General features: G+C 44.9%; 19 protein-coding genes. 9 read left to right on the forward strand and 10 right to left on the reverse strand.

The window, feature by feature from the left end; all coding sequences use genetic code 11:
• The first annotated feature begins 75 nt into the window (after positions 1-75).
• The 4 genes from F3J22_RS13070 to F3J22_RS13085 all read left to right on the forward strand — a co-directional run bounded on the left by F3J22_RS13070 (position 76) and on the right by F3J22_RS13085 (position 2,161).
• Entirely contained in the window at positions 76-240 is a 165-nt protein-coding gene (locus F3J22_RS13070) for a hypothetical protein (protein WP_167017802.1), read from the forward strand.
• 87 nt (positions 241-327) lie between these two features.
• Positions 328-993, forward strand: a complete 666-nt coding sequence (locus tag F3J22_RS13075) for a hypothetical protein (RefSeq protein WP_167017804.1) — start codon at positions 328-330, stop codon at positions 991-993.
• Positions 994-1,052: 59 nt separating this feature from the next.
• On the forward strand, positions 1,053-1,574 hold the full coding sequence (locus F3J22_RS13080) for a hypothetical protein (RefSeq protein ID WP_167017807.1): 522 nt from the start codon (positions 1,053-1,055) through the stop codon (positions 1,572-1,574).
• 29 nt (positions 1,575-1,603) lie between these two features.
• Positions 1,604-2,161, forward strand: coding sequence for a hypothetical protein (locus tag F3J22_RS13085; RefSeq protein ID WP_167017809.1), 558 nt, complete (start codon positions 1,604-1,606; stop codon positions 2,159-2,161).
• 142 nt (positions 2,162-2,303) lie between these two features.
• Here F3J22_RS13085 and F3J22_RS13090 read toward each other — a convergent pair whose 3' ends face one another.
• From F3J22_RS13090 to F3J22_RS13105, 4 genes are all read right to left on the reverse strand, one after another.
• Positions 2,304-2,765, reverse strand: coding sequence for an ester cyclase (locus F3J22_RS13090; protein WP_167017811.1), 462 nt, complete (start codon positions 2,763-2,765; stop codon positions 2,304-2,306).
• Positions 2,766-3,043: 278 nt separating this feature from the next.
• On the reverse strand, positions 3,044-4,444 hold the full coding sequence (locus F3J22_RS13095) for a RagB/SusD family nutrient uptake outer membrane protein (protein WP_167017813.1): 1,401 nt from the start codon (positions 4,442-4,444) through the stop codon (positions 3,044-3,046).
• A gap of 21 nt (positions 4,445-4,465) precedes the next feature.
• Positions 4,466-7,528: a SusC/RagA family TonB-linked outer membrane protein gene (locus F3J22_RS13100; protein ID WP_167017815.1), complete on the reverse strand. Its 3,063-nt coding sequence runs from the start codon at positions 7,526-7,528 to the stop codon at positions 4,466-4,468.
• Between the two features lie 131 nt (positions 7,529-7,659).
• Positions 7,660-8,334 (reverse strand): response regulator transcription factor, encoded by a 675-nt coding sequence (locus tag F3J22_RS13105; RefSeq protein ID WP_167017817.1) that lies wholly within the window; start codon positions 8,332-8,334, stop codon positions 7,660-7,662.
• A 263-nt stretch (positions 8,335-8,597) separates the two neighbouring features.
• Here F3J22_RS13105 and F3J22_RS13110 point away from each other — a divergent pair, with 263 nt between their 5' ends.
• Positions 8,598-9,164, forward strand: a complete 567-nt coding sequence (locus F3J22_RS13110) for a hypothetical protein (RefSeq protein WP_167017819.1) — start codon at positions 8,598-8,600, stop codon at positions 9,162-9,164.
• A gap of 404 nt (positions 9,165-9,568) precedes the next feature.
• A complete protein-coding gene (locus tag F3J22_RS13115; protein ID WP_167017821.1) occupies positions 9,569-10,507 on the forward strand; it encodes a hypothetical protein in 939 nt (312 codons plus the stop codon).
• 49 nt (positions 10,508-10,556) lie between these two features.
• Here F3J22_RS13115 and F3J22_RS13120 read toward each other — a convergent pair whose 3' ends face one another.
• From F3J22_RS13120 to F3J22_RS13140, 5 genes are all read right to left on the reverse strand, one after another.
• Positions 10,557-12,401, reverse strand: a complete 1,845-nt coding sequence (locus F3J22_RS13120; protein WP_167017823.1) for an ATP-binding protein — start codon at positions 12,399-12,401, stop codon at positions 10,557-10,559.
• 302 nt (positions 12,402-12,703) lie between these two features.
• Positions 12,704-13,105 carry a nuclear transport factor 2 family protein gene (locus F3J22_RS13125; protein WP_167017825.1) on the reverse strand — a complete coding sequence of 134 codons (402 nt, stop codon included), beginning with the start codon at positions 13,103-13,105 and terminating at the stop codon, positions 12,704-12,706.
• Positions 13,106-13,171: 66 nt separating this feature from the next.
• Complete coding sequence (locus F3J22_RS13130) at positions 13,172-14,656, reverse strand: cytochrome c (RefSeq protein ID WP_167017827.1); 1,485 nt, start codon at positions 14,654-14,656, stop codon at positions 13,172-13,174.
• 117 nt (positions 14,657-14,773) lie between these two features.
• Complete coding sequence (gene msrA, locus F3J22_RS13135) at positions 14,774-15,262, reverse strand: peptide-methionine (S)-S-oxide reductase MsrA (RefSeq protein ID WP_167017829.1); 489 nt, start codon at positions 15,260-15,262, stop codon at positions 14,774-14,776.
• A 74-nt stretch (positions 15,263-15,336) separates the two neighbouring features.
• Entirely contained in the window at positions 15,337-15,837 is a 501-nt protein-coding gene (locus tag F3J22_RS13140; RefSeq protein WP_167017830.1) for a hypothetical protein, read from the reverse strand.
• Positions 15,838-16,056: 219 nt separating this feature from the next.
• On the opposite strand from F3J22_RS13140, the gene F3J22_RS13145 reads away from it, so the two are divergent.
• From F3J22_RS13145 to lpdA, 3 genes are all read left to right on the forward strand, one after another.
• Positions 16,057-17,028, forward strand: a complete 972-nt coding sequence (locus F3J22_RS13145; RefSeq protein ID WP_167017832.1) for a polyprenyl synthetase family protein — start codon at positions 16,057-16,059, stop codon at positions 17,026-17,028.
• Between the two features lie 78 nt (positions 17,029-17,106).
• Entirely contained in the window at positions 17,107-17,703 is a 597-nt protein-coding gene (locus F3J22_RS13150; protein WP_167017834.1) for a TetR/AcrR family transcriptional regulator, read from the forward strand.
• 73 nt (positions 17,704-17,776) lie between these two features.
• Positions 17,777-19,180, forward strand: a complete 1,404-nt coding sequence (lpdA, locus tag F3J22_RS13155) for a dihydrolipoyl dehydrogenase (protein ID WP_167017836.1) — start codon at positions 17,777-17,779, stop codon at positions 19,178-19,180.
• Positions 19,181-19,424: 244 nt separating this feature from the next.
• Here lpdA and F3J22_RS13160 read toward each other — a convergent pair whose 3' ends face one another.
• Positions 19,425-19,928: a hypothetical protein gene (locus F3J22_RS13160; RefSeq protein WP_167017838.1), complete on the reverse strand. Its 504-nt coding sequence runs from the start codon at positions 19,926-19,928 to the stop codon at positions 19,425-19,427.
• Between the last annotated feature and the right edge of the window lie 3 nt (positions 19,929-19,931).

A 19,931-nucleotide genomic window follows, 5' to 3' on the forward strand; every position in this document is an offset into this window, starting at 1 on the left:
GTGCTGTTCCTATTATAAATGAATGTCTGTAATTTCAATATAGACATTTCCTTTTCACACAAAAAAGTTTTGGTTATGAAACCTGTAAATCCTAAAAAAATTAAACTGGGTGTAATTAAAATTGCCCCAATGAATGGCGCTCACCAGGGAGAAGCGCAAGGCATGAAAAGCAATTCCAGCTGTGGTCATGTTTGCCCGACTATCTGCTCTCAGAATTGCCCTACTTTCTTATGTTTCTAAAAAAAACAACAAGGGAGTCTCACCAAAGAGGCTCCTTTGGTTTGATACCCCGTTAATAGCAATTTGTTGGAGGATGCCTGTGGCTGAATGTTTCTGATCTCTCTACTAAATTATCCTGATCTGGAAATATCTGAAAAGAAAACCTATTTTTTTTATATTGTATCTGTAGAAGATCAACATCTTATATCCCTTTCATTACCAGTATTTATGAAGTTTTTGCGAGTAGCACGCAATTTTTGTATCCTTATTTTTAGCTGGGGCATGGCATCAGGACAGCAGTCTGTTGTTCATACATCGCCGGAAGCAGCGGTATTGACAACGTCAGTGAATGCTCCTGCTGTACAAGTTCAACCAATCATTTACAGGTTAGATAAGGAGATACTTGTTCAAATAGGCAAGTGTACCCGGAAAATGCACCTGAGCGATACGGTGAAACCCTTCGTATTATGGCTAAATACATTCGATACTACGGAGATTATGCTTGTCAGATATTGTTCTTCGTGTAAAGCAAGCCCGCAAACACGGATCATTGATAACTCAAATAGATTTGTCCGGATTAGCGATACGATGAGCATTCCGATTGTCCCGATATCGGACATGGTCTATACAGATAACCTTAATGTGGTTGCAGATGAAGGTACTTCCAGAGAAAATATTACGATAACTAGATATCAGTTTTCAGGATGGGTAATACGTTTTAAGGAAAATAATGGTAGAATGAAGGTATTGGATACTTTTTATTTCCAGCATTAGTAGCCTATAACAGGCAGATTCCTTCTGCCATAAGTAACAATGATTTACTAAATATAGATATGAATAGGATAGTATGTGTGCTGCCACTGATCACTGGTAGAAATTACCGCTTACTTATGTGGTTGAGGTGGTCTGGGCTGGTAATGCTAGGTCTGGCATTTTATTGTGTTAATTATGGCCCGAAATGCTGGTTTCTAATTTTGGTACCCCTTGCCACATTATTTTGGCATGCTAACTTAATAATAAAGGAATATACTATTATTGGAAGCATTTATTTATCTCCATATGAAATAGTGCTAAGCTATACAACAGGGCACGAAATGAGGTATTTGCTTGAGGATCTGAAAGATATTGATGTTTCCATTAATAGTGTAAGTGGTGAATTAATTGGGGGGAAATCTTTTTTTATAAAAACAGGAGTGCGCAATTACATTATGTTTCGATATGCAGGAGAAAAGAATGAGGTGGAATTTTTACTGGAAGATCAACATGTAACACCATTATCCCAGCTATTGAAATTGTGGAAACAAAATGGCCTCAAATTTAAGTTGCAAAATATTTCCAGAGAAAACTTTTCCTGAAGAATTTATTGTTAAAAATAATTTATGAGATGTTAAACCGTTGTCTATTTTTTTTTGTGACAGTCATTTTGTCTGCAGGGAACAGTAATGGTCAAGCTGTTTATACAAAAATAACCCAGGTTGGGAAAGTTGTATATAGCAGTGGCATTCATAGTAGCAGGGATTCTATTAAGCTTGATCTGGCAATGCTTTGCAGTAAATATATTTTTACATATTATAAGCATAAAAAATTGCCATTCATCTATCTGGCGGTTTCTCCGGTGAAAGTATCAGATACCGTGACGTATGAAATGTCATATGATAATATTCACGGACATGCACTTAATAATAGTAACGTAAAAGTCAGGAATAAATACATGGAGCCCGGTATCAGGATTTGGGTGAGTGATTTTTCTGTTGATAAAAGATCTCTTTTAAAACTACTGGATTTTGGTATTAATAACCTAAAGGATTTAAAGTCATTATATCGTAAAGCGGTACATGAGGAGGAATATGATGATGAATTATTACAGCTGCCGCAAGAAAAGATTTTCCAAATATTATCACAGCCCGCCACCAAAGAAATAGAAGATTTGCTTGCGCAATGAAGACTGTTTTAATGCATGTTTTTATCAGGAAAGAATTGTGATATTTCCGAGTTAGAATAAGTTGGTTTGATCGACTTTGCAAGGTTTTTTTAGGTATAAAAAGGTCGGGATTATCCCGACCTTCCTTTTTGAAAATTTCCTCTTAGACAGTTTTTATTAAGCCTAATTGCGTTAAGGCAGTAATACCATCATCAAGACCAATTTCTTCAACGATTTTTCCGTCTACAATTTTCAGTACGGTTGTTCCGGTGAAATGCATTTTTCTTCCGGTAGCTTCCGGGAGTGAACCTGCAAGGAAGTCGCCAAAAGCAGTGCCTGTGTGGGTGCCGCCGCCTTCCCATTGGCCTACTACATAATCTCCTTCAGCAATCAGGTCGGCAGTGCCCCAGAACTGCAAATCAGGGAATGCTGCACGGAAATCTGTCATGAAATCCTTAATGTCTTCGCGACCATTGCGTGGTTCATGCAATGAATATTTCAATAACATATCAGGTGCAGCAATTTCATCTACAATGGAAAGGTCTGCTGTTTCACCCCAGAAGTGTGTAAACCAACGTACCACTATTTCTTTGTTTAGCTCTTCTTTTGTTTTTTGATTTTCCATGGTTTGAAAATTTTGAATTATTTAAATATTGTTTTCATTTGATAGTTCAAAATTAGCCAGACCATTCTTCGTGGGAAATCCGTTTCTTGCTGATTTGTCGTAATTTATTTTTTCTTTTTCGCAAGAAACGGATTGACGATTTTTATATAAATGTATAACGCCTAAAAATAAAGAAGGTAGCCAGCTAATGGCTACCTTCTTGTTCGACTTTATTGTCTAATCAGCAGTAGATACTGCTTTTGTCGTTTATGTCCTATCTTTCTCTATGACTTTTACGTTTACCAACCACTATTATTAGGTTTAATATTTGGATTGCTCAGTACTTCTGCCTGAGGTATTGGAATATGGTAATAGATATCATTAGGTGTTAATGTCTCTGTTTCCCTTACTACTGGCTTTTCCCATCGTTTGAGATCAAAAAAGCGATGACCTTCAAAAGCTAATTCCTTCCATCTTTCCGTAGCTATGGCTGTTTTTATCTCCTGCAGACTTGAAAATGTTTCTGCCTTGTAATCCTTTATACGAGCGGATCTGAGTGCGTTTAGCTGATCGGTGGCTGCTGCCAGGTTGCCAGATTGTGCATAGGCTTCTGCACGGATAAGGTACATTTCTGCTACGCGGAATACTTTAACATCGTTTCTATTTTCAGCGCCGTCTGTTCCTTTATATTTCGTGATGATATCAGGGAGCTGTCCATCTGCTTCGAGTGAAGGGTCATGGTCGAAATAGGCGGTGGCACGGATGTCCGTCTGGTCGTCGTAGGCTTGCAGCAGCTGTTGCGAAGGGGCGAAGTAGATAATACCTAAGCCCGCATTTTTCCAAATATCACCAGGCCTGATGCTGCTTTGATTCGTTCTTTTCAGTTTGAAGATTACTTCTGCATTGCTTTTGTCTGTCCATATGGCCGGAAATTCATCGCTGGTAGCCAGTGTTGCATTGGCAACGGCTTTGTCTGCAAACAACAGCGCATTGCTCCAGTTGCTGGAATATAATGCTATCCTGGCTTTCAGGGCATACAGTGCCTGTTTGTTCATGCGGGTATTATCTGTGCCATCACCTATATCTTTTAAGGCCTCGTCGAGGTCTTGCTGGAGTTTAGCCATGAAGTCCGCGGTGGAAGGGCGGGAAGGCTTGTTGTTAATATCGGCATCAGTGATGTAAGGTACTGCCAGTCCGCCGGAAAGATAAGAGCTGGCGTATATACGATACAGTTCGAAATGTTCGAAGGCACGGATGGCCAGTAGTTCGCCTTCCAGTTGCTGTTTCACACTGCTATCCGCTTCATTCTGCACGGGTACTTTATTCAGGCCGGCGAGTATTCGGTTAGCGCGGTTAATGACCTGGTAGCCGTTTGTCCAGGGTGCGGCTATTTCAGGATCAAAGCCTGTATACGACCATCGGTACAGCAGCTGGGCGTCGCCATTAACACCAGCGTTTTTAGGTCCTATCGCGCACTCGTCAGCCAATACAGCACCTATACGCAAGGTGTATTCAGGCGCCCAGCCGGCATATACGCCCAGCACGGCACGGTTTACAGTGGAAACAGACTGGAAGATATCTTCTTCATCTACCTGGTCGGTAGGTTTGATGTCCAGCATTTTATTGCAGGAAGAATAGAGTAGGGGAGATGCGGCTACACAAACAGCCAATGACCATCTTTTTATAGTTGTAAATTTCATTGTTGATGCTTTAGTTGTTCATTAAAAGCCTACCTGTATGCCACCGGTGATGATACGCGGCATTGGGTATTCGTATTGGGCAATGTCGTTGGCGTCTTCAGGATCGAAGCCTCTCCACTTCATGATGGAAAAGAGGTTCTGACCGGAGGCAAATACTTTCAGGTTCCTGATAGCTCCTTTGGTGGCGCCGGAAACAGGGATGTTGTAGCCGATAGTTATATTTCTCAGCTTGACATAATCCGCGCTGGTAATATCTCTGCTGGTAACATAAGTGGCATATTGTGCACCCGCATAGTTGCTGATGTCCCCTGGTTTCTGCCAGATACTCAGCATATCCCTGGACTGGCTGTACCTGCGGTAGGCAGCGCTGCCGGAATGTGCGTACATATCAGGATAGTTGAGTCGCGACATGCCATGAATGAAACTGATAAGCGTACTGAATTCCAGGCGTTTCCAGCGAATGCTCAGTGTAGCGCCGCCCATTACCGGAGGGTCGTAGGTAGCGTTTAAAGGAACGGCATCATCAGGATTGTAGACATTGGTTTCCTTTCCGTCTTTGTCGAGGTAGAGCGGGGCGCCTGTCTGCGGGTCCACACCTTTCCATCTTACCGCGTAGAAGCTACCCAGTGGCTTTCCTACCATGTTCATGGTTACCTCGTCGGAGAAAATCTGTTCTTCTTCTCCCAGACTTAAAATCCTGTTTTTGTTATACGCGAAGTTCAGTCCAAGGGTCATGGAGAAATCTTTTTGTTTGATTACATCTCCTTCCAGCATCAGTTCCACGCCGCGGTTCCTGACCTTTCCCGAATTGGTGGCTATCGTAGGGAAGCCGGTAGTAAGGGAAAGATTTCTGTTCACAAACAATCCTTTGGTAACGCGGTTATAAACATCTACTTCACCACGAAGACGGTTGTGGAAGAATCCGAATTCCAATCCTACATCAGCGATGTTATTCATTTCCCAGTTATAGGCCGGATTACCTGGAGTTATGGGGATCAATGCCTTGCCGCCGTTATAATCTGCGGAGCCATATAATGTTTTATAGCCATAGTCGCTGGTGAAGCCGCCTGCATTACCTGTAAGGCCATAGCTGGCGCGCATACGCAGGTTGCTGAAGGCCGACTGTGATTTCATGAAGTTCTCTGCCAGTATATTCCAGTTACCACCAATCGCGTAGAACAGTTTGTACCTGTTATCCGCGGGTACCTGGGAAGAACCGTCGCGGCGCAGGCTGGCGGTAATCGTATAGCGGTCGTCGTAGGAATAGCGGAACAGCCCTATCTGAGATACCAACATACGGTTGGGAGTTGTTTGTCCGCTGATATCCGGGATGAAGTTATTATCAGGCGTGCCTGGTGTAACACCGGCAGGTGTGTTATGTAATTCTGATACCAGTCCGTAACCTCTGAATCCGAACCCGTTGCCGGTGATCTTATTGATTTCTGCGAGGAGATTGGCTTCTATTTCGTGGTGGGTGTTCCAGTGTTTATTGTACCGGAATCCTCCTGTACCTACGAGACCAAGTCTGTTGGCGAGTCCGCGCTGATAATAGCCCTGGTTGCCGTTGGTGACCAGTTGCCCGTACCAGGAGTCAGGATTGAGGTATTCTGTAGTATTACTTTGCTGGAAGTCCATACCCACAGTACCCGTCAGTTGCAGGTCTTTGGTGAGGTCTACTGTTTCATTCAGCGACAGTACGGCCTTCAGCTGATTATCCTTTTTCATGCTGTTGGCATAGGCATCGAGGGCATTGGCGCCGTAATTGCCTACGCCTGGCTTGCCATAGCGCGATTCATATGGCAGCGCATAATACAGGGCAGCAATAGGATTCTTTTCCGTGATGCCACCGCCGCCAACAGCAGCGCCACCTTCTTCTGCCACACCTTCGTCCTGTATATATTTCACTGTGGCCGCAGATAAGCCCATATTGAGCGTTGTACGGAACCTACCACTGCGGTTCTGGATATTGCCACGCAGACTATATCTTTCCAATCCTGAATTCAGTGCAATACCTTCCTGATTAAAATAAGAACCGGAAAGATAGAATACCGTTTTATCATTTCCTCCGGAGATATTCAGACTGTGAGACTGCATACGGCCCTGACGCAGCAGTTGCTTGCGCCAGTCTGTATTGATCTGGCGCATACTATCGAGTACGGCGTTGCCATAGGTGTAGTCTTCCAGTGTTTTCGGTACTGCTGCACCGTTGACAATTTTCTGCGGATTATTTGGAGAGTAGGCCCATCCCGGCAGGGTTGGGTCTTTTAGTATTTCTTCGAACTGCAACCGTTCGTTGGTATTCATCATGTCCCATTTAGCGCTGTTGAGCGAGGAGATACCAAACTGATTGCGATAGTTGACACGAACTTTCCCATCTTCCCATGCTTTTCCTTTTTTGGTGGTGATGATGATCACACCGTTTGCTGCGCGGGAGCCATAGGCGGCAGTTGCGGCCGCATCCTTCAATACGCTGATTGTTTCAAAATCTTCCGGGTTGAGTGCCGAAAAAGAGTTGTTGGAAACAGGCACGCCATCAATTACATAGAGTGGGTTTACATCCCCGTTGATGGAGCCCAGTCCGCGGATGGATACGCGTCCGGGTTCGCCGGGCTGTCCGGTGGGAGTGCCCACATACAGGCCAGGAGCGCGGCCTTGCAGCATTACGTCGAAGGATCCAACGGGCGCTTGCGTGGTAACACCAGTGGGCACACTGGTAATGGCGCCGGTAGTTCTGGATTTGCTTTGCTGCGTGTAGCCGGTTACCACCACTCCCTGCAGTGCCTGCGAAGACCCTGCCAGCAATATTTGCAGTGAATGGTTCGTATTGCCAACAATTACTTCTTTCTCACGGTAACCCATGTACGTACACAGTAATTTTCTGGCGCCTGAGGGTAACTGGATAATGAATTTTCCCTGTGCATCTGTAATGACACCGGTTCCTGTTCCTGGTATGGCTACGGTAACACCCGGTAGCGGCTGTCCGTTGGTAGAATCGGCTACAATACCATGTAGCTGCCGTTCCTGGGCAGATACACTACCTGTAAATATGCATATGCCCAGTAGAGAGGTAAAATAAAATTTCATAAATAATAATGCAGTTAAGCGAGTGCAGAATGTCTGTTCATTTCAATGCAAAGCTAGAACTGCATTATTGGAGCAGTATTAAATGCGTGGATGCTTACAGTTAGAATGTAATTAGGAAATTCTAATGTGTGTTATTTATCCCGCATGACGTAACCAACACCTACTACCGTTTGTATGAGTGGTGTGTCGAAGCCCTTATCTACCTTGGATCGCAGGTAATTGACATACACGTCGATCAGGTTGGTGCCCCTGCTGAAATTAATGCCCCATACGGTTTCTGCCAGATAGGTCCTCGTGAGTACCCTGTTTTTATTGGTCATAAAAACTTCCAGTAGGGAATACTCTTTCACGGTAAGTGCTATCTCTTTTTCCCCGCGTTTCACGATATGGTTATAGCAATCCATGACGAGATCAGCTACCTGGTAGACAGCGCCTGGGTTTAGGGTCATGCCGCGGCGGTGCAGGGCCTGAATCCTGGCCATCAGCTCATCGAAGTGAAAAGGTTTGGTGAGGTAGTCGTCGGCGCCGTTTTCGAAGCCCTGAACGATGTCCTGCACGGTGCCCAGTGCGGTGAGCATGAGTATGGGCAATCCCTTTTTCATATGCTTGATACGGCGGCATACATCCAGGCCCGACAGGGTGGGGAGTAACCTGTCCAGTATAACAACGCTGAAATCCTGTTGCATGGCGGCATGATAGCCGTCTTGTCCGTCGTAGGCTACAGTAACAGTATGCTGAAAATTTTCCAGTCCTTTTTTGATAAATGCTGCTACTTTAGGTTCGTCTTCAATTAGTAAGATATTCATAGTTCAACTTGTACGCCTAAAAGTAGCATCAATCTTCAGCCCGAAGATCAGCATTAAAGCATTCTAATTTCAGATGAGAAAGATTTAATTTCTCTATAACCTGAATTTAATGTCTGTTGAGAAACATATACAAGATAATTTTGCGGAAGTGTAGTGCAGATAAGGGTTGCAGGCAGAATAGGTTTGTATATCGGGAGAGATTATTGTTATAATGATTTTGATTATATTAAGATCTTCTATACTAAACCTAATATATTCTGGCTATGGCATTTTATAAAGCAAGTCTTCTGATCCTGCTGATTTTCCTGTTTTCCTGTAAGGCACAGCGAATACATTATACCTTTACTCCGGGAATCATACGTCCTGTAGTGCCGGATAAATTATATACAAATGGTCGGGGCCACATTTATTTTGTGAAGGATACTGCTTTTTATGAGTTTTTAATTCCGGATAAAACAAGTTTTTTCGCTGGCTTTGATACGCTGTTTCGTGTAGCGGGTACCGATACTATGCGGGGAAAGATTGTGGCTATTGTTGACAAAACAGCTTCCCTGGATATCTGGTTTCCCTATGGCCGTAAACCTGGTGTAATATATCAGCTGAAGCCTGCCGGTGAAAAGCAAAGGTTTAACTGGGAGCATTACAGGAAGTACCAGTTTTATAATGATTTCTCGCGTGAGGACGAATCCAAAGACCGGTATTGGGTAAACAAGGAGATGAGGGAAGTAGCTGCGTTTGCCGACTCGATGAGTCAGCTGGAGTATTACAATCTGGTCGCCGCAAAAAGACGAGCGATAGATATTTTTTTAGGAAAATACAAACAGCCATAAAGGTTAAACTAACGGGGTACGCTCCGTAATCCTGTTTTTTTCAGATTGGGCCAAAATGACTAAAAAAGCCAGAAAGTCCGCAACATCACTGTTTGCGGACTTTCTGGCTTTTTGCTGTTTCCCGGAAACCCGGCGGGTTTCGTATATCCATAAAAAAGCGGTTTCTTTTTGCGCTGATTGTAATTTATTTTCCAATTTTATCAGTAACTCGTCATTCTGAGTTGAAAATGCAATAACCAGATTATTTATTCGTCGATTTCATTCATATAGTGATTTAATTTAAATCATTGCTGATTATCCCTGGCCATTTAAGAAGAGTACTCATGTTCGTTGCCCTTTGGGCGGGTGCGGACCAATCAAGATATTAAATAAATCCCCTATTTACTCACTAAAAATTAAAATGTATGTCCAACAGATTTCAGGGCCTCTATTGCCCTAACACGGCCACTGCTTACAACAAAAACCTGTCATGTGTCAGAGAAAAAACCAAAATCTGGCTTTACAATTATGGGTTGCTTACCCCGGAAACGGAGGAATTGCATATGGCCTCAGACTTCCCCAAAATGGTTGCCCGCATGTTCCCTAATGCTACAGAAGAATTATTACAGGTAGCATCAGACTTTAATTCCCTGTTATTTGTGCTGGACGACTTCCTGGACTCAGGAGAAAAAACGGCCTTGCAGGAACAGTCTGCCTATGAGAAATTCGTATTCGGTTTAATGCAGATCATGGAGCATAACCGGATTGCGGTAAATCACCCTATCCTTATCGCCTTTGCCGACGTCTGGGAGCGGATGATCCATCATGGTAACCAGCAGTGGAGAGTAAGATTTATCAGGAGTATGCAGATTGCTTTTGATGCCAACTTCTGGCGTATTCAAAACGTACACAACCAGGTAACTTCCATCGGTGATTACCTGAAACACCGGCCAGCTATTGGCGGTGCCAACGTGTTCGTTTACCTCATGGAGCTGATGACGGGCTACTCGCTGACGGCGGAGCAATATGCCTCCAAGGAGTACAACAGGATGAGCGATTTCTGTTCCCGTTCTATCTGCCTGGCCAATGATATTTTCTCTTATCAGAAGGAATTGCTGGAAAATGATGAATTTAATATTGTCATGCTCGTGAAAAAGCACTTCAGCCTCTCCATCGATAATGCGGTAAAATATGCGATCCAGATCCACAACAGGGATGCGGTGGAATTTGATAAGGTAACGCGCATGATGCAACGTAGTAACTTCCGCAGGTATATGGAAGCCTTACAGCAGATGATGTGTGGAAATATCGAATGGAGCCGTAGAGATACCATCCGTTACAGGGTACGTCCTGTTCACTCTTAGTTTAGCGGCGGACTAAAAAGCATGTTCGGGGCTTTTTAGTCCGCTTTTCTTATCTGTCCCGGGTAGTTTCTGTGGCACCATTGGCGCCATACAAGAGCATCATGCCGGCAATTTCAGAGAAATGATACGGCTTTCTGACAAAGTCGTTGGCGCCGGCCTCCAGGTAGCCCTGGATGGTTTCGTCCATCAGGTTGCCGCTGCAAACGATCACCGGCATTTCCTTGTGCATTGTTTTTCTTAAGATAGACAGAAAAGTACCAGCATCCCCATCAGGAAGGATGGCATCCAGCAGTATGATGTTGAAGTCTTCCTTCGCCACTGCCGCGATACCGTCAGCTACGGTGCCTGCTATCTGAAACTGGCAGCCCAGTTCCTGCATGGCTTTTTCCATCATGATCTGCGAGAGGTAGTTATCTTCTACCAGCAATACCCGTAAATGCGGGAATTTCAGCTTCAGAATGGCGATATCGTTCATGTTCCGCTGTGGTGCAGCAGGATCGCCGGGAACCAATGGCATTACCACCTCAAACACGGCGCCGCCTTCGGGCCGGTTAGATACCAGGATCTCTCCGCCCAGCAGTTCCACTGCCTTTTTGGTGAAGGCAAGTCCTACACCGCTGGAGTTCATGATCTGGTTAGGGTTGGTGGCCATACTGAAATATTTCTCAAAAATCAGGTCGAGCTGCTCTTCCGGTATACCTGTGCCCTGGTCGAGCACCGCAATGGTGAGCTGACCGTCTTTACCGCTGGCATGTAAGGTAATCGTACTATTGGAAGCGGTATACTTCACGGCATTGGAGAGCAGATTGGCAATGATCAGCCGGAGAATGTTCTCATCTGTTTCTATACATTCCGGCAGGTCTTTTACCTGACTCACAATTTTTACATTTTTTGCCATGCCCACATAGGCGTGTATTTCAATAAGATTCTCTATAAATGACCTGATGTGTATGGAACTGATTTTAATATTATTTAAGATACCATAATCGATGGCGCCAACAGATAGATTCTGGTTGACAAGATCTTTTACGTATATGCTTGCCTGGTAGAGTGCCTGTGTATAGAAGCGAAGATGTGCGCTTTCTTTTTTTGTAATGGAAGAATGGTATAACAACTGACTGATCAGCGTGATAGCATTCAGTGGTGCTCTCAGCTCATGGTTGCTGAGTTGCAGGTATTCCTGTTTGTATTTGTTGAGGATTTCCAGTTCGTTCCTTTGTTTGTTGACTACCTCGAGGTTTTCCGCGAGCTGCTGATTGGTTTTATTCAGTTTGTTGTGTGCAATGCGGAGGTCGCGGTTTGATTTACGTATAGACTTGAACAAATCCTGTATATAGGAATGCGTCACGATGATGGAGGCGCAATCGAGAAACAGGATCAGTCCCAGCACGATCCAGTTGATGGTTTCCGTACCTTGTTTGTCGACGATGGGTTGTACGAACCGGAAATGGTAGTTGACCGTGCAGATACACAGTGCCAGGAGGGCGATGATCATACAGATTACCTGCTGTCTGCGTTCGAAGTGTACGATGATAGATACACTCAGTACGAAGATGAAGAGCAGGTATACTTCCATGATGCGGCCCAACACTGCGCTATAATAGGTGATGGCGCAGCAGTTGATGATGGTAACGAGGTACCCGGTAAGGCGGTACCAGCCTTTATAATTGAACCATAACAGGGAACCGAAGAGCAGCCCTTCAAAAATTACGGGCACATATATCAGCGGTTCTTTTGTCAGGAAATAGAGCGCAACAGAGAAGATGGATGTACATATAATTGTTAACAGGCTAATCAGGTTTACGTTTCTGATGGCGCCGTTTTCTCCGATGGAGTTATTTTTATTAATTCCTACAGTAATAAGTTTAGTAAGGTTTACATCGATTAGTTTCATTATGTTCAGGGTTTCTGAGGGCGCTAATTTATTGTTCTATGGTCACGGATAAGCAGACAGCGGGCTGTCGATAACAGTTGTGAGTCCTTTTTAATTTTAATAAGTTAGTAACAGTGCATAAAATTGATCTAATATACTGAAAATCCAATAATCTGTTACTTATTTTACATGAGTGAGAGGGGAAGTTGTCTTGATGGCCGTGGGGAGCAGATTTGCACAGTTTGTTTGCAGTACGAACTTGATTGTATCCGGGAAGAGAGGGAGGAAGGGATAGCTGTGCGACCGTTGCCGCACAGCCGGTTTTACATGGCGGCGGATACGGCAAAAGAATCTTCTAAAAGCCTGTACCTGGTGATGAGTCCATTTTCTATTATCATATGAATAAAGAACATAGACTGAACCGTTTCCTTCTTTTTAGTCATAAGGGTAGTGAATTCCCCGCTAATCACCACCTGGTTGCCGTTGGTAAAGATACCGGCAATACTGGCGTCTATTGGTACCGTATTTTCCCAGAGTAGCTTGTAAAAATCTGCTATTTCGCTTTTATACTGTCGTTTTCCCAGCCAGGGCACATTGGCTTCGTCGCCGGGGATGTACCAGTCCGTATTTTCTCCAAAGAAAGAAAGGATAGCTGCAATGTCTCTATTGCCCATGGCTGTCAGTAAAGAAGCGGCGATGTCCCGGTTGATATTTGCCTGTTCCATTTTTTATCAGTTTTATGGAACAAAGGTATGGCCGGCATGTGCCGGCCAATTGATAAAATGCGCCAATTATTTGTTGTGACAGTGTTCTGCCACTTTCTGTTCGTAATATTTTATCAGTGCAGTGCCAGTACCATTTACAGGTTTTGCCGGCACGGTACCTACTTTAGCACTTAGTCCCTTATCGCCGCCTGCCTGCTGAATAAACTTTTCAAATGCTTCCGGTTGGGCAGGTTGTAATTGTAGGGTGAGATTATTTACAAAATCGGTAGTAAAAGCTGTTTTTCCGAAATAAAATTCCTTTTTATCAGGATCTTCTGCGATGGCAAACACGTATGCGGACGTACGCTGTGGGAGATATACCGTGCTGTCGGTGCCATAGAAGCCGTAGGAAACGCCATCATCGAGGAGGCCGCCGGGAGAAAGGATTTTGTCTTGCGGGATGACGAGGTAAATATGCATAGAAGGCAGGGAAGGGCCTTTAACCGTAACGCTTAACTTCGATGGTGCGGCAGTAAGGAGGCTCCTGGTTTCTTCGTCTACGTTTTTCCAGCCGAAGTTATCGATCTTAACGGTGTAATAAGATGCTTTGGCCTGTTCGCCGTTTTGGGTGCCTGCTTCCATTACTTTACCGTCACCGGGAATAGTGTCGGCGGTGCGTGTATCCGTTCGCGTTACAAAGTCAGTAGCTGCGGTATCTGTATATCCTTCGTAGTTATATGCTTTTAAGGATCCCAGATGCCATTGATAAAAGCGGCAGCTGTCGCAGGGGCTTTTTACCGGCGGGCTGCCATATCTTTTTCTGCCATCTTCTTCAATAAAAGCAAATACGGCTTTCAGCGAGTCATCGCTTATGGGCCCTAAACCTATGGTCCAGTGGTATTTTGGGAAATAGTTACAGCCCAGGCGCATTCTGCCTTCCTCCAGGTAAGTCTGGTTGTTATTGGTATAGGCAAAAATCGCTGCGGTATCATAGTTCCAGTCAGCAATAGCGCCGTATAGCGGAGGAGCATCCATAGAGGAGTCATACAGGTTACCTTCATGACACCATTTACAATTGTTTTCATAAATAGCCTGTCCTAGCTTATTTGTTTTCTCCGCCGTATCATTCAGTGGTCTTGGGTTTTCCCAGTTGATGGCCCCATCTTTTTCCACGCCATCATACAATTGCATGCCTGGAGAAATATTGCTGGCAGGCACTTTTACTGTGATGGGCGCATTAAAACTTATCTTCTTATCATCGGCGGGTGCTATCTTAAACATGCCGCCGCTACTGAGCAGCTGTCCATTGCTCTTTGTCACGAGACCGCCACTGATCATGGTTTGAATGTTCAGGGCTTCCTTTACTTCCAGTCTGGCAGAATGTCCGGGTGCGGATAACGCATTGGCCCGGATGATAATTTCCAGGCCATCCTTCATATGCAGCGTGGTATCCCTGCGTGTATCGATGGTGATAAATTGCGCAGCAATATTATCGCGGGAGGGCAGTACAGCACGGCGGTTACAGGCGGTAATTCCGGCAAACAGTACAGCGAATATCAGTAATCGTTTCATAGGTCTGCCAAATGTAGCAGATTAATACATACGGAGTATCTTGATAACTATCGGGTTATAAAATGAAAACGGGGCATCTCTGTGTCAAGAGATGCCCCGCAAAATAGTTACATGGCCTTACAGTTTCCAGTCGGGCCTGATATAGTGGCAGGTATATCCGAAAGGATGTTTCTGCAGATAGTCCTGGTGTTCTTCTTCAGCGTTCCAGAAATCGCCGGCGGGCACTACTTCCGTAGCAAATTTGCCGGGCCATTTTCCGGAGGCTTCCAGGTCAGCGATTACCTTCAATGCAATCTCATGCTGCTTTTCATCCAGGTAGAAGATCGCAGAGCGGTAGCTGGTACCGATATCATTGCCCTGCCTGTTGCGGGTGGTGGGGTCATGTATCTGGAAGAAAAATTCCAATAAGCTCCTGTATGATAATACTTCCGGGTTAAAGGTGATTTCGATCCCTTCGGCATGTGTACCATGATTTCTGTAGGTCGCATTGGGTACGTCGCCACCGGTATATCCTACCACTGTATGCGTAACGCCTGGCAATTGCCTGATCAATTCTTCTACTCCCCAGAAGCAACCGCCGGCAAGAATGGCTTTTTCACTGGTCATAATTATTTTTTTTGCCTGCTGAAGTTAGTATATTGATGGGATATGTACATTGGTGGTTTATAATTATCTTTAAATCAATGTGTTGTAATGTCAGTGGCTCGGAATATCTGTTCCCGCGTATCAGACATGATCAGGGATATTGGTTTAAGCGCAGGAGTTGATATAATCTCCAGCCTGGTGTTGTTGTTTTTGCTGAGGTAAATGTAAAGGGTTTTACCAATATCCTTTTTAGTATCTGTCAGTCTAAACGCCGCCTTTTTAAGTTCTTCCTTAATGCCGGGCAAAACATCGGGTGTCTCGCCCCAGGAAAAGACCGTTATTTTTTTATCCTTATTTATTTTGAAACCCACAGAAAATACTTGGAGAGGTGTTATCCGCTTATAAAATTCATAACCTTCGTCCTGTTCTTCAAATTGATAATGCTGTTGCGTTAATATTGGTATTAACTGCTGCCGGCTCATATTAAGGAATGCTTCCGCCTTTTTAATAGAAAACTCACGGGAATCTGTCTGTGCAAAAACAGTTGTAGAAAATAGTTGGGCACAGCCTAACAATAAGTAGAGAAATGTTTTCACAGGTCGGGAATTTAATTAAGCCTCACAATATCAGAAAAGAAAATGATTTAAGAGAGATATCTGTCGACATTAGGCTGAAATCATATTTCAGCCTTAGCCATTAACTTTATTTCAGCACGATTATCATGATGCCCATAATATTGAATGAATGATCGTAATGTGTATTTAATATTCACACTATACTCAAAATTGCCATCTCATCTACCTAAATCAACGAACATGAAATCGACAGACCAGCTCAGGGCCGGGTTTGATGCATGGTTACATGCATGGCCATTTCCTGACCAGCCAGCAAACCTTTATGGTGCCATTCAGTATTTCCTTGCCAATGGTGGCAAAAGACTGCGTCCTATGCTTTGTTTGCTGGGAAATGAATTGTTCAGCGGCCCTGAAGCGGAAGCATTGCACATTGCCACGGCAGTAGAGCTATTTCATAACTACTCGCTGGTACATGACGATATCATGGATAATTCGCCGCTACGGCGCGGCATGGACACGGTGCATGTCCGCTATGGGAAGTCCACCGCCATTGTAGTAGGGGATACGCTACTGATAAAGTCTATGGAAGCGCTTAACCGTGTCACCCTGCCTAACCGTAAACAGATTATGGCGCTGTTCCTGAAAACAGCCCGGCAAATCTGTGAGGGGCAGCAGCTGGACCTCGACCAGGAAGCTGCCGGTATTGGTAAGGTTAGTTATGAAAATTATCTCAACATGGTTACCATGAAAACCGCTGTGCTGCTGGCTGCCAGCATCACCATGGGGGCGATGGCGGCGCAGGCATCTGCCTACCAGCAGGAGCTGCTCTATGGCTTCGGTAAAAACCTGGGCATTGCCTTTCAGCTGCAGGACGACTATATCGATGCCTTCGGCGATCCCGCTACCACTGGTAAGCAGCAAGGCGGTGATATCATCGAAAACAAGAATACTGCCCTGCTGATTAAGGCGATGGAACTCTGTAGTCCTGCGCAGCAGCAGGATTTGCTGGCTGCCATGGCGGTAGACGGCCCCGCAAAGGTGCCAGCCGTACGCCAGCTTTTTGATGCCTGTGGCGCTGGTGCCTGGGTGCGGCAGGAAGTGGAAAGATATACTGGTATGGCCTTTCAGCGTATTGACGAACTCAGTATCCCTGAAACCGGCAGAGAGACGCTGCGTTCGCTGGCAACGCAGCTGCTGATCCGGCAAGCCTGATCCTGCTGATTAAAATATACCATTCGGTATAATTATTGTACCTTTGCTGTTACAGGTCAGTAAATGGTCTGCATCTGCATGAAAAAATCAGAAAAAACAAGAAATTATATCATAGAACAAACGGCGGATATCTTTAATAAAAAAGGATATGCGGGCACTTCCCTGTCCGATATTACGGAAGCCACCGGACTAACAAAAGGTGCTTTCTATGGCAACTTTGCCGATAAGGAAGAAGTTGCAGTGGCCGTTTTTGAGCATAACGCCTTTTTCCTGCACCAGCTATTAATGCAGTATTTCAATAAAAGCTACCGTACCTGGAAAGACAGGCTCTGTGGCCTTACGGATCTCTACAGAGACCACTGGCTCGCGCTGTACCGGAAAGGCGGATGCCCGCTGATCAATGCCGCCATCGATGCAGATGATACCTTCCCGGTACTTAAGGAAAGCACGGCCAAAGCCTTTGAGGTATGGGCGAAAGAAATTGCCCGTATCATCGACGCAGGCAAAAAACAGCAGGAATTCCATCCGGAAATCTCCGCTAAAGAATATGCCAGCCTGTTTATCATCTTGATAGAAGGAGGTATTCTGCTGTCAAAGACACGCGGACAATCATCTCACCTGCATATCGCATTAGACAGGATAGATAAAATTATCGCGGAAGAAATAGCCATCTGATTTTTTTTATAAATTAATATACCGATTGGTATATTTTATAGGTAAATAATTTAATAAGATAAAAATATAAGATATGGAACAATACGATCTGGCTGTAATCGGCTCCGGCCCCGGTGGCTATGTAGCTGCAATACGCGCGGCACAGTTAGGCTATAAAACAGCACTGATAGAGAAATATTCCACACTGGGAGGTACCTGTACCAATGTGGGCTGTATTCCCACGAAAGCGCTGCTCGACAGCACCCACCATTACTTTGATGCGCTGCATAATTTCAAGGCACACGGTATTGAAACAACAACGGTGCAACTGAATTTTACCCAGCTGAATAAACGCAAAGCGGAAGTAGTGCTGAAAAATACGCAGGGCCTCGATTACCTGATGAAGAAAAACAGCATCACCCGACTCCTGGGTACCGGCTCTTTTACAGATAACAGCACGCTCCAGGTAAGAGGGAACGACGGCGCTATCACTACCGTAAAAGCTGCTAAGTATATTATTGCTACCGGCTCCAAACCGGCCACCATACCAGGTGTAGCTATTGATAAAAAACGTATCATCACTTCCACAGAAGCACTTTCCCTGCCGGAACAACCTAAAAATCTGGTAATTATCGGCGGCGGCGTAATAGGTGTTGAAATGGCATCGGTTTTTAGTCGTATAGGCACAAACGTTACCATCCTCGAATACGCCGACCAGATCATTCCCACCATGGACCGTGAACTGGGCAGCTCACTGCGTAAAATTCTCGAAAAAGAAGGTGTAAAGATTCTGACACAGCAATCCGTTTATAAAGCGGACAACCTGGGCAGCACTGCCAAAGTATGGTATAGAAACAGCAGCAATGCAGAACAGGAAATTGAAGCGGATTATGTACTGGTGGCAGTAGGGCGTAAGCCTTATGTACAGGGGCTCGGCCTCGAAAATACCGGTGTGCAGCTGAGCCAGCGAGGTACGGTTGTTACCAATGCGGCACTGGAAACGACGGTTCCCGGTATCTATGCCATCGGCGACGTAATCGGTGGCGCCATGCTTGCGCACAAGGCGGAAGAAGAAGCCATGTACGTAGTGGAAAGCATGTTCGGGCACCCACATCAGGTAAAGTATGACTGTATCCCCGGTGTTGTCTATACATGGCCGGAAGTAGCATCGGTAGGGCTTACGGAGGAAGAGCTGAAACGTGACGGTATTCCTTACCGCGTAGGGAAGTTCCCGTTTGCTGCCAATGCGAGGGCAAGAGCCGGCATGGATACAGACGGTTTTGCAAAAGTGCTGATAGATACAAAGTATGGTGAAATATTAGGCGCACATGTGATCGGCGCCCGCGCCGCAGACCTGGTCACACAGGCCATCGCCGGAAAAACATTCGAAATTACCGCAGACGAAATGGCAAGGGCATTTTACCCGCACCCGACCTACTCAGAAGTTATGAAGGAGGCCTGGGTAATAGGTTCCGGCCGCCCTTCGGTAAATATATAACAGACAATTACCGGTGAGAATTATTTATACCATCTTTTCTACTGTTCTGAAAGATACCAGATACACTGTAAATCATAGTATCGTATTATAAAAAAAGGACAGCCACAGGAATGCGGCTGTCCGTAAGTTGGCATGACCTCTTTATCTTCTTAGCAGGTCTTAGGTTAGGATATATACTATTATGGAGGAATGTACAAATTTTAAAAGAGGGTATGCCGCATGCAGGTGGCGTACCCTCTTTAGCTTATTTCATAGTGATAAACTTCGTCTGGGACAGAACAGCTACTTTATTATCTGCGCTACGAACATAGATATAGAGGCTGTAAGTTTTACCCGTGGCGAGTTTGCTCAGTTTTACGTTTAAGTTGCCTGAAAACGTATTGGTATTGGGATAAGTAGATGGTAAGAATGTAGTAGCTACACCATTGTTGGCAGTAGCAGCGGAAGCTGTTACGTTCCAGCTGGCAAAATGCGTACTGTCTACCATGGCCGGTTTACCGGAAGTCGGTACATCGTACCAGGCGAAATCCAGTACACCCGGATCTGCTTTGGTGAGTGCGCCGTTGAAAGATACCTGGATCACATCATTCACTGCAAACGGGCCGGTTTGTTTAATCAGACCCATGCTGGTGATTTCAATGGCTGGCAGTGCCTTTTCCAGTTCAGCTTTAATCATATCATTGTTCTTTGTACAGGAGCTGAGCAGTGCAAAGAGCATTATGGCGGATAAATATGTTATCTTTTTCATGAT

Source organism: Chitinophaga sp. Cy-1792 (genome assembly GCF_011752935.1).
Taxonomy (GTDB): domain Bacteria; phylum Bacteroidota; class Bacteroidia; order Chitinophagales; family Chitinophagaceae; genus Chitinophaga.

Bases quoted from the DNA above. Each gene is read 5' to 3' on its own strand.
- F3J22_RS13075 (WP_167017804.1), top strand. From the start codon at position 328: ATGTTTCTGATCTCTCTACTAAATTATCCTGATCTGGAAATATCTGAA.
- F3J22_RS13125 (WP_167017825.1), bottom strand. From the start codon at position 13,105: ATGGAACAGGCAAATATCAACCGGGACATCGCCGCTTCTTTACTGACA.
- F3J22_RS13105 (WP_167017817.1), bottom strand. From the start codon at position 8,334: ATGAATATCTTACTAATTGAAGACGAACCTAAAGTAGCAGCATTTATC.
- F3J22_RS13150 (WP_167017834.1), top strand. From the start codon at position 17,107: ATGAAAAAATCAGAAAAAACAAGAAATTATATCATAGAACAAACGGCG.
- F3J22_RS13070 (WP_167017802.1), top strand. From the start codon at position 76: ATGAAACCTGTAAATCCTAAAAAAATTAAACTGGGTGTAATTAAAATT.
- F3J22_RS13115 (WP_167017821.1), top strand. From the start codon at position 9,569: ATGTCCAACAGATTTCAGGGCCTCTATTGCCCTAACACGGCCACTGCT.
- F3J22_RS13160 (WP_167017838.1), bottom strand. From the start codon at position 19,928: ATGAAAAAGATAACATATTTATCCGCCATAATGCTCTTTGCACTGCTC.
- F3J22_RS13110 (WP_167017819.1), top strand. From the start codon at position 8,598: ATGGCATTTTATAAAGCAAGTCTTCTGATCCTGCTGATTTTCCTGTTT.
- F3J22_RS13130 (WP_167017827.1), bottom strand. From the start codon at position 14,656: ATGAAACGATTACTGATATTCGCTGTACTGTTTGCCGGAATTACCGCC.
- F3J22_RS13090 (WP_167017811.1), bottom strand. From the start codon at position 2,765: ATGGAAAATCAAAAAACAAAAGAAGAGCTAAACAAAGAAATAGTGGTA.
- F3J22_RS13120 (WP_167017823.1), bottom strand. From the start codon at position 12,401: ATGAAACTAATCGATGTAAACCTTACTAAACTTATTACTGTAGGAATT.
- F3J22_RS13095 (WP_167017813.1), bottom strand. From the start codon at position 4,444: ATGAAATTTACAACTATAAAAAGATGGTCATTGGCTGTTTGTGTAGCC.
- msrA (WP_167017829.1), bottom strand. From the start codon at position 15,262: ATGACCAGTGAAAAAGCCATTCTTGCCGGCGGTTGCTTCTGGGGAGTA.
- F3J22_RS13085 (WP_167017809.1), top strand. From the start codon at position 1,604: ATGTTAAACCGTTGTCTATTTTTTTTTGTGACAGTCATTTTGTCTGCA.
- F3J22_RS13100 (WP_167017815.1), bottom strand. From the start codon at position 7,528: ATGAAATTTTATTTTACCTCTCTACTGGGCATATGCATATTTACAGGT.
- lpdA (WP_167017836.1), top strand. From the start codon at position 17,777: ATGGAACAATACGATCTGGCTGTAATCGGCTCCGGCCCCGGTGGCTAT.
- F3J22_RS13080 (WP_167017807.1), top strand. From the start codon at position 1,053: ATGAATAGGATAGTATGTGTGCTGCCACTGATCACTGGTAGAAATTAC.
- F3J22_RS13145 (WP_167017832.1), top strand. From the start codon at position 16,057: ATGAAATCGACAGACCAGCTCAGGGCCGGGTTTGATGCATGGTTACAT.